A 9733-nucleotide genomic window follows, 5' to 3' on the forward strand; every position below is an offset into this window, starting at 1 on the left:
GCGGTGGTCACGTCCGGTTCGAAACCCGGTCGTGCGCCGTGTCGGCCGGAAAGCGCATGCGGCGCAATGGCCGCGCGTCGAGGTGTTCGGGTGTGCCGTGTGCAACGGCTGGCACATCGGCGGGACCGGGTGGCTGAGAGTGCCCGCGCGCAGGCCAGCGCCGCGCGTTGTGATGATCGGGGTTGGAGGGTTGGAGTGACTTCGCTCAACGATAAACAGCGTCGGTTCGTTGAGGAATATCTTGTCGATTTGAACGCAACGCAGGCAGCGATTCGGGCTGGGTATAGCGAAAAGACTGCCCGTTCCCAGGGGCAGAGAATGTTGACAAATGTTGACATTCAAAAGTGTCTATCCGAAGGGCAAGCCGCCCGGGCTACGCGGACAAAGATCACGCAGGATCGGGTGGTCCAAGAGATTGCCCGGCTAGGCTTGAGCGACGTTCGTAAGCTGTTCGATGATTCTGGCCGATTGCTTCAGCCTCACGAATGGGACGACGACACGGCTGCGGCGGTAGCTGCGATTGAGGTCGATCAGCGCAAAGAGCCTGGCGAAGATGGTGAACGATATACGGTCACCAAGATCAAGGCGTGGGATAAGAACAGCGCGCTTGAGAAGCTCATGAAGCATCTCGGACTTTACGAGAGGGACAACGAACAGCGGCAGGTCATCGTTAACATTCGAGATGACCTGGATGATTGAGGTTGACCTGCCGGCTAACGGCTGGAGAGCGCGCCCTTATCAGCGGCCTCTTTGGCGCTACCTCAGAGGTGGCGGCAAGAGAGCCTATGAGGTGGCACATCGCCGTTGGGGTAAAGACGACGTGGCCCTGAACTGGGCCGCCATCAGCGCCATGAAGAACGTGGGAAACTACTGGCACATGCTCCCCGAAGCTAGCCAGGCCCGCAAGGCGATCTGGGACGCGGTGAACCCCCACACGGGGCGACGGCGCATCGACGAGGCGTTCCCCGCCGAGATCCGGGCGACGACCAAAGACAACGAGATGTTCATCCGGTTCGTGAACGGTTCGACGTGGCAGGTTGTCGGGTCGGATAACTTCAACAGCCTGGTGGGCTCGACGCCACGCGGCGTCGTGTTCTCGGAATGGGCACTCTCGAACCCGAGCGCCTGGGCATTCCTTTCCCCCATCCTGCTGGAGAATGGGGGATGGGCGATCTTCATCACGACCCCGCGCGGCCGAAACCACGCCAAGACGTTCTTCGACGCGATGCGCCATGAGCCGGGCTGGTTTTGCGAGGTGTCGAACGTCGAGAAGACGGGCCGCTTTACGCCAGAGCAACTTGCGGCAGAGCGGAGGCAGCTTGTGGCCCAATATGGCGAAGATGATGGCGCGGCGAAATACGAGCAGGAATACGACTGCTCGTTCGATGCGGCGATTCAGGGCAGCTATTACGGCAAGATCATGAAGCACCTGGACGAGCAGGGCCGCATTGGCGATGTGCCTTATGATCCATCGTTGCCATGCATCACCGCGTGGGATCTGGGTTACGGAGACAGCACGGTGATCTGGATTGCCCAGCAGCAAGGGGCAGAGGTGCGCGTGATCGACTGCATCGCCGGCTCAGGGATGGGCTTGGACTGGTATGCGAAGCAACTTTCAGAGCGGCCATACATTTACCGGCAGCACATTGGCCCGCACGACGCTGAAAATGGCGACATTGGCACAGGCAAGCGTCGCATCGACATCTTGCGTGGCCTGGGCGTCAAGCCGCTACGCGTTTTGCCGCGCACCGGAGTTGATGACGGGATCTCCGCTGCGCGCGCGCTTCTGCCACGCTGCCGCTTCGATCAAAAGAAGTGCCAGCGTGGCATCAATGCGCTGGAGCAGTACCGGAAATCATGGGACGACGTGAACAAGGTCTTTCGTGACAGGCCGCTGCACGACTGGTCGTCCGACTACGCCGACGCGTTTCGGTATCTGGCTGTAGGCCTGCGCGACCGGGAGGTGCCCGAGAAACAGCCAGCCAAGCCGCGCTTGCAGCTCGGCTCCGCCGGCGGGGGCTGGATGGGGATATAGGAATAGATTCCTATTGCGCTTGTACGATGGAAATTCATCGTGCTATATTGTATTCCATGATGAATACGGTCCGGCGCCCTGGGGTCAAGGAAATCGCTCGATCTGCTTATAGGCAGTTCTGGCTCTGGTGGGCGCGCGTCTGCTTCCGCCGCGTCAGTTTTCGAGCCCCGGAGGGCGCGCGGGTCTTCGTTCTGATAATGCGCGAGGGCCGTGCCGTCAGTTACGATGCGGTATCAGATCAATTCGTTCGGTGGTCGAAGTGACGGCCCAATCCGACGAAGAAATCCTTCGCGAGGTTCAGGACCGGTTCACGGCTGCTCGCGATTTCGAGGCGCAATGGCGCAAGCATGCGCTTGAAGATCTGCGCTTCTTCCACGCGGACGCCTACAACCACGCGCAGTGGGATGATGCTGTTTTCCAGGCGCGCAACGGGACGTTCGGTGGATCGCCGCGCCCGTGCCTGACGATCAACAAGACCGCGCAGCACGTATTCCAAGTCGAAAACGACGCGCGCCAGCGGCAGATGGGCATCAAGGTCAACGCCACGGGCTTTGGCGCGAGCGAGAAAGCTGCCGACGTGATCGAGGGCATCGTCAGGCACATCGAATACCAGTCGAACGCCCAGCAAAACGCATATGCCTGCGCGATCCAGGGGCAGACTCGGCAGGGTATTGGTTGGGTCCATATCCTCACGGACTATGTTCGCGGCCAGGACTCGTTCGATCAGGATTTCTTCATCAAGGCCGTTCCAGACCCGCGCGCGGTCTATTCCGACCCCAACACGCAGGAGCCGGACCACAGCGACATGCAGTGGGCCATGCTATGCGACGAGATGCCACGGGAAGAGTTTGAGCGGCTTTACCCCGGTCACAAGGATATCGGCACCGCAGCTCCGCTGGCGATCGCGGACGAGAACGACCACCGCACGGATGACGTCGAGAAGGACATCGTGCGCGTGTTTCGCTACTACCGGCGGAACGAAGAGCGGGACACGCTTTGGGCCGTTCCGGACCCCAAGATTGGCGCGATCACGCCAATGCGCGAGAGCAACATGGCTCCCGAGGCGGTTGATTTATGTCGTGCAATCAAGGCGCAGTCTCGGCCTATCACGCGGCCGCATGTCGAATTTTTCCTGATCGCCGGCAGCCAGATCATCGCGCAGGGTCCGACCGTCTTCCGACACATTCCCTTGGTGCCGTTCATCGGGATCGAGAGCGTGATCGATGGCCGGCTCGACCGATGCGGCCTGGTGCGCGCACTGATCGACCCTCAGCGCATGTTCAATTACAGTGCGTCGGCGTTCGTGGAGAGCGTCGCGATCCAGACGAAATCGCCGTGGCTGGTCGATGAACGGTCGATCGAGGGATACGAGAACCAGTGGGCAGCCGCGAACGTCAGCAATCAGGCGTATCTGCCCTATCGGTCGATTGACCCTGACGATTCCACGGCGCTCCAGGCGCCGCAGCGGCTTGACCCGCCGACGGGAAGCACTGGCCACATGCAGGCCATGCAAAATGCCGACCTGCAGATGCAGATGGTCACCGGCCAGTATCAGGCAGAAATGGGCGCGCCCGGCAACGAGCGATCGGGCCGCGCCATTAACGAGCGCCAGCGGCAGAGCGACACGGCGAACTATCACTACACGGACAACCAGGGAATGGCCCTGCGTCTGATTGGCCGCATCCTGATTGATGCCATCCCGCTCGTGTATGACACGGCGCGTGCTGTGCAGGTGATGGGTGAGGACGGAACGCAGACGAGCGCGATCGTGGACCCGGCCGCCCGATCCGGCGCGCAGGTTATGCTGCCGCAGGGCCAGCAGCCCCCACAGGGCGCGACCATAGAGCAGCAGCTTGCTGTGCAGGGCGCAATCCTGGCCATTAATCCGACCATTGGCCGATATGACGTTGAGGCGGACGTGGGGCCCGCCTACGCGACGCGCCGCCAGGAGACATGGGACGCGCTGTCGCAGATTCTCCAGGCCGCGCCGGAGATCGCGCCGAAGGTCCTGCCGTTCCTTTTCAAGGCGAGCGATTTCCCGCTGGCCGATCAGATCTACGACGCGCTTACGGCCGGGCCCGATGCGGCCACCCAGCAGTTGCAGGGTCTCGTGCAGCATCTCCAGGGCCAGGTGCAGCAGTTGACCCAGCAGTTGCACGACAAGCAGCAGGACTTTGGCCTGCGCGCGGACAAGCAGCGGCATGAGCAGGTGATCGACCTCATGGACGCGCAGTCCGACCGCGACCGGGCTGATACCGACCGCATGGCCGCCATCGGCTCGATTGCTCCCGATGAACTGCGGCCCGTCCTGGCTGATCTGGTACGCCAGGTTCTGCGCGAGCAGGGATACCATGGCGCTGCCTCTCAGCCTGCTGCTGCGCCAGCCGAGTTGGAGCGTCTGCCATCCACCAACCCGCCGGGCGGACAGATCCATGCCCCGAACCCGGTAAACGGAGCCGTTGACGTATGAGCGAAACCCTTGAAGCCCCTGCCGTCCAGGCATCGACAGATGCGCCGGGCGATCGGTTCGCGGATGTTCAGTTCGGGAGCGAAGGCGACGGACGCGCCGTGCCGAATTCGTCGCTGGAAGAAAGCGCGCCAGAACTGCCGCCCGCTCCCTCAACCGAAGATCAACCTGCTTCCGATTCCGAAAAGCCGCAGGAGCCGTCATGGTATCTGCATCGGGTCGGGTCGCTGACCAAGAAGTATCGTGACGCCGAGCGGCTGGCCGCCGAGCGTGAGCAGGAAAACGCAGAGTTACGGCGCGCCCTGAGCGCATCGCGTGGTGAAGCGCCCGAGCCGGCTGCCGAGACACCAGATCAGATTCGCGCCCAGGAACGTCAGCGTTATGAGCAGCAGGCCCAGGCGCAGAGGGATGCCCAGGCATTCGGGACCGCGACCGCGCGTGTGGCCGAATCTCTGACGGCTCTTCATGGGCGCGAGGCGATCCAGACGGCAACAAACGATCTCGTCACCAAGGCTGGGCTTGATTTCGACAATTCGGGTCATCGTCAGGTGATTGCCGACATCGCAGACTTGCCGAACGCGGGGGCCGTCTACTATGCTCTGGCCCAAGACCCTGCGAAGGCGGCTGAATTGCTCGAAGCTCCCGAGCGGAAACAGTTCGCCATCTTGCAGAGGTTCGCGGATTCAGTTGGTGCAGCACCCAGGAAACCTGAAAAGGCGTCCGCCGTGCTCGCTCCGCAGATTTCGCAGGCACCCCCTCCGGTTGCGGCATCTGCTGGCGGAGGGCGGGCGGTCTCAGGCCGCTCGATCTATGACGCGGACCTCTCGACGGAAGACTACGTTCGTCTGAGGTCCAAGAAGTAAGGCGACGGCCTTAAAACGGCGCTTGGCGGGGGCATTCCCCGCCCGCCCACCAGCGCGATAGCTGCGGCTCGTTTCCGGTCGTAACCGGCACACGTTCTGCCCATGGCGAGGACGGCAAATTGGCGCGACGCGCCATGTGTGACGAGCCGAAACAGTGGCAAACAATCTGATCAACAACTCGATCATCACGCGCGAGGCGCTGATGATCCGTCGCAACACCAACGATTACGTCCAGAACGTCAACCGGGAATATCAGGCGCAGTTCGCCCGGACCGGTGCGAAGATCGGCGACACGATCAACGTGCGCTTGCCGAACGACTATGTGGTGCAGGACGGCCCGACCGTGAACCCGGAGGCGACCGCCGAACGGTCCATCCCGCTGACGATCAGCTATCGCAAGAACGTGCCGATGTCGTTCTCGACGCAAGAGCGCACGATGAACATTGACGATTTCAGTGAGCGCTATATCGCGCCGGCCGTCAATGCGCTGGTAGGTCAGGTCGCGATGGATGCCATGACGATGGCGCTGTCAGCCTCGAACATGGTGCTGAACACGGACGACACCGGCAATCTGATCGCGCCATCCTCCAATACATGGCTGCGCGCCAAGGCCATCCTGACCGCCTGCAACGCGCCGCTGGATGATCGCTATGCGGTCCTGGACCCCATGACGGATGCCAATACGGTGTCGGGCATGATGGGCATGTTCAACCCGACCGGCCAGATCTCGCGCCAGACGGTGGACGGCCAGATGGGGTCCAAGATCCTGGGCGTTCGTGGTTGGATGCAGGACCAGACGGTTATCATCTCCCAGACCGGATCTTACGACGGGACCGGAACCGCGACGGGCACCTACGGAAATTACACGCCCAATGGGGCGCCGGTCACAACGATCTCGGCCAGCGCGTCCCCGCATTCGTCGGTCATCTCGACATCCGCCCTCAGCGGTACCCTGAAGCAGGGAGATGTGATCACGATCGCGGGCGTGAATCGCATCAACCGGGTCAACAAGTCCTCGCTGCATATTCTCCAGCAATTCGTGGTGCTGGCCGACGTGGCGAGCGGTGCGACGTCCATCCCAGTTTCTCCGGCGATCATTCCGCCCAGCGGAACGGGGCCGGTGCCCTATCAGACCGTCGATGCGGCTCCGGCAGCCGGTGCGGCGATCAAGCTCGTGGCGCCGGCCGGATCGGTCATCCGCCGCAACCTGCTCTACAGCAAGCGCGCCATGACGCTGGCAACAGTCGACCTGGAGATGGTCGATCGGGGCGTGGTCGATTGCGGGCGCGCATCGCTGGATGGCATAAGCCTGCGCACACTGACCTACTACAACGGCTCCGACGACACGCGGGCGACGCGCCTGGATGTGCTTTATGGCTTCGGCATGCTTCGCCCCGATTGGGCCGTGGTCGTGCCGGAACTGGTCGAGTGATGCGCTACCCGCGCACCCTGTTTGCACCTGACGGATACACCACGGTGACTGTCAAGAATGCTGAGCAGGAGGCGCGGGTGCGTGCCCGTTTTTCCGGCCTTCCCGATCCAACCAATCGGGAAGAGCCGCCTAAGCCTGTGATGCGTCGAAGGGGGCGGCCGCCCAATGTCAGGAAGCCTTAACGGAGCGCCAGACCCCATTCAGGGCTACCGCGTTACTGATCTGGTCAATATGGCCCTGCGCCAGATCGGCGTGGGCGCCATGGGCACGACAGCAAGCGATGCCGACCTGTTCGACGGCGTGATGCAGATCAACATGCTGCTGGCCCAATGGCAGCGCAAGCGCTGGCTCATCCCCAATCTGGTCGATCGCTCGTGCGAGGCCTCGGGGAAGAGCATCTATTATGTCGGGCCCGGATGCGATTTCGACGTCTCGGTGCGGCCTGACCAGATCGAGGCGGCCTATGCGCGGCTTTTGCCGGGCGGCACATACACGATCGATGGTGATTTCGCGGCAGGCGACTTCCCATCCGTCGATTATCAGACGAGCGATGTCGTGCCGGTTGGTGGCGCATTTCTGGGCGATTTTTCGGCTGCATTTTTCTCCGCAGATTTCCTGATCGGATCGGACGGCCTGAATAGCGGGGTGCAGCCGATCGATTATTCGATGACGTTGATCCCCTCGTATGAGGATTATGCCAGCATGGGGCTCAAGGCCCTGGCGACGTGGCCCAGCATGGCGCACTACAACCCCGCGTGGCCGGCCGGAGAGTTTCGACCCTGGCCGATCCCCACTGGGGGCCGTTGGGAACTGCACATCCTCTACAAGCAGCCCCTTGTGGCGAACTTGACGATCAACAGCGTGATCAGCCTCCCGCCAGAGTATTGGGATGCTATTATGTGGTCGCTGGCGGCCCGAATGGCACCCTCTTATGGCCAGGAGGCAAGCCCGACCGTGGTGGCTGCTGCAAAGGCTGCCCTTACAACCATTCGCTCGTCGAACACGCAGGTTCCCATCTTGGGTATGCCGGCGATCCTGTCGCCCATGGCCAATCCGTTCTACTGGCCCGGCCTTGAGAGGCAAAGGCTATGATGCGCCAGATCAACCTGACGGGCGGATCTTACGATGCGCGCGCCGTTGCCGTGGCGGCCCAGCGGGTGCTGAACCTGTATGCAGAGCCGGTGCCCCCGGACGACGGAGAGCCTGTATCCTATGCCTACTATCCGACGCCGGGCCTGATCCGGCGCGCGCTGCTGTCAGGGACGATCCGGTGCCTGTATCAGACGACTCAGGGCGACCTGATTGCAGCGTGCCAATCGGGGGTATACCTTGTCGGCAGATCCGGGGGCACCACGCTGATCGGGCAAATCTCCATCACCGCATCGGTCATCAGGATTTCTGACAACGGCACCACGCTTTTCGTTGTGGACGGAAACAGCGGCCGAGGCTGGTATTGCTCAATGCCCAGCAAGCCTGGGCAGGGGAATTACGGTCCGCTCTCGGAAATGTCCGGTTCGGAGTGGTACGGTTCTCCGACGATTGCTCTCCTGGACACATTCTTCATCTTCGTGAACCCCAACACGACAAATTGGTATACCTCCCCAGCGCAATTTTCTGACGAAACCAGCACGCCATTTGACAGCTTGTATGTGGCCAGCGACACCACGAGCCTTTCCACGATCATCGCCGCGGCAGTCGTGGGGCAGTATATTTGGCTGTTCGGCCGCTATCAGACTGAATTCTGGTATGATAGCGGGGCAAGCGATTTCCCCTTCCAGCGCGTACAGGGCGTCACCGTCGAGGCTGGCTGCATCTCGCCGTGGACGATCGCGACGATCCCTACCACAGGCGTCACGCCAAACGGCGGCATCATGTGGCTTGGCCGCGACCGGTCCGGCTATGCCCGCGTCTATATGGGCCAGCAGACGACCGCCGTTCCTGTCTCGACTTTCCCAGTTGACGGCGCGTTGCAGGACATGGGCGACCTGTCGGGCGCCGTGGCCAGCACCTATCAGCAGGACGGGCATGTCTTCTACGTCCTGACGGTTCCGGGGCAGTCTTCGTCGTGGGCCTATGACGTTTCAGCGGGCCTGTGGCACGAGCGGTGCGCTCTAGATGCGGCAGGGAACGAAGCGCAGATCCGGCCGTATTGCTATGCCGAGGCGTATGGAAAGGTCTGGGCCGGCGACTACGAAAACGGTGCCATCTACGAAGTTTCGATGAGCGCAGGAGACGATGCAGGGATGCCGATCAAACGGCAGCGGTCGTTCCCCCATCTGCTCACGAATGGACAGCGCGGCATCCATCGGCAACTGATGCTGAACATGCAATGCGGGGGTGGCCAGACAGTTGCCATTGACTGGTCGGATGACCGAGGGGCGACGTTCGCGGGCGCTCAGCGCGTGACGCTTGGCACGACGGGCAACACATGGCCATCGATCTGGCGCTTGGGTCTCGCCCGCGATCGCGTCTACCGCCTGACATGGACTGACCCAGGAATAACCGCGCTGATGGGCGTGTTTCTTCAGGTCGATCAGGTGCGGACATGACCGGCGCGCGCGATCTCAACTCCCCGCTCATCAGCCTGCAACTCTGCAATCCGGATGGGACTTTGACGGCGCAGGGGCAGGCATTCATGCGCCGAATGTGGGAACGCACGGGATATGCTCCCGGCGTCGATGCTGCATGGGTCGCCACTGAGGCTGATATCGGAGTGCTGATGTCGGGGCTTGCAGAGTCAGCGGGCACTCAGGCGATGGCGCAGGCACAGGCTGCCCTTGATGAGGCGAGGATGGTGCTTCTTGATGCACAGGCTATCCGCGCGGAGGCCCGAATGGCATTGGATGAGGCCCGTGACTCTGCTATCCTTTCTATCACGGCGCGCATGCCTGCGCGTGACGGCACCAGATCATGAAGGCATGATCCGCGAGATCATG

8 protein-coding genes are annotated in these 9733 nt (G+C 62.0%); all 8 read left to right on the forward strand.

The window, feature by feature from the left end; genetic code table 11:
- Nucleotides 1-195 precede the first annotated feature (195 nt).
- The 8 genes from HLH48_RS04015 to HLH48_RS04050 all read left to right on the forward strand — a co-directional run bounded on the left by HLH48_RS04015 (nucleotide 196) and on the right by HLH48_RS04050 (nucleotide 9711).
- A complete protein-coding gene (locus tag HLH48_RS04015) occupies nucleotides 196-699 on the forward strand; it encodes a terminase small subunit (protein WP_182996206.1) in 504 nt (167 codons plus the stop codon).
- Nucleotides 692-2035 carry a terminase large subunit domain-containing protein gene (locus HLH48_RS04020; RefSeq protein ID WP_182996207.1) on the forward strand — a complete coding sequence of 448 codons (1344 nt, stop codon included), beginning with the start codon at nucleotides 692-694 and terminating at the stop codon, nucleotides 2033-2035. The genes HLH48_RS04015 and HLH48_RS04020 overlap by 8 nt, the downstream gene beginning before the upstream one ends.
- Nucleotides 2036-2285: 250 nt before the next feature.
- Nucleotides 2286-4505 carry a portal protein gene (locus tag HLH48_RS04025; protein WP_182996208.1) on the forward strand — a complete coding sequence of 740 codons (2220 nt, stop codon included), beginning with the start codon at nucleotides 2286-2288 and terminating at the stop codon, nucleotides 4503-4505.
- Nucleotides 4502-5365 carry a hypothetical protein gene (locus tag HLH48_RS04030; RefSeq protein WP_182996209.1) on the forward strand — a complete coding sequence of 288 codons (864 nt, stop codon included), beginning with the start codon at nucleotides 4502-4504 and terminating at the stop codon, nucleotides 5363-5365. The genes HLH48_RS04025 and HLH48_RS04030 overlap by 4 nt, the downstream gene beginning before the upstream one ends.
- Before the next feature lie 154 nt (nucleotides 5366-5519).
- Entirely contained in the window at nucleotides 5520-6797 is a 1278-nt protein-coding gene (locus HLH48_RS04035) for a P22 phage major capsid protein family protein (RefSeq protein ID WP_182996210.1), read from the forward strand.
- Nucleotides 6798-7028: 231 nt separating this feature from the next.
- Nucleotides 7029-7889, forward strand: a complete 861-nt coding sequence (locus HLH48_RS04040) for a hypothetical protein (protein ID WP_182996211.1) — start codon at nucleotides 7029-7031, stop codon at nucleotides 7887-7889.
- Complete coding sequence (locus HLH48_RS04045; RefSeq protein WP_182996212.1) at nucleotides 7886-9346, forward strand: hypothetical protein; 1461 nt, start codon at nucleotides 7886-7888, stop codon at nucleotides 9344-9346. The genes HLH48_RS04040 and HLH48_RS04045 overlap by 4 nt, the downstream gene beginning before the upstream one ends.
- Nucleotides 9343-9711, forward strand: coding sequence for a hypothetical protein (locus tag HLH48_RS04050; protein ID WP_182996213.1), 369 nt, complete (start codon nucleotides 9343-9345; stop codon nucleotides 9709-9711). Before HLH48_RS04045 ends, HLH48_RS04050 begins: the two co-directional genes overlap by 4 nt.
- Nucleotides 9712-9733: the final 22 nt, after the last annotated feature.

The sequence above is a fragment of the Gluconacetobacter sacchari genome, from assembly GCF_014174255.1.
Lineage (GTDB): Bacteria > Pseudomonadota > Alphaproteobacteria > Acetobacterales > Acetobacteraceae > Gluconacetobacter > Gluconacetobacter sacchari.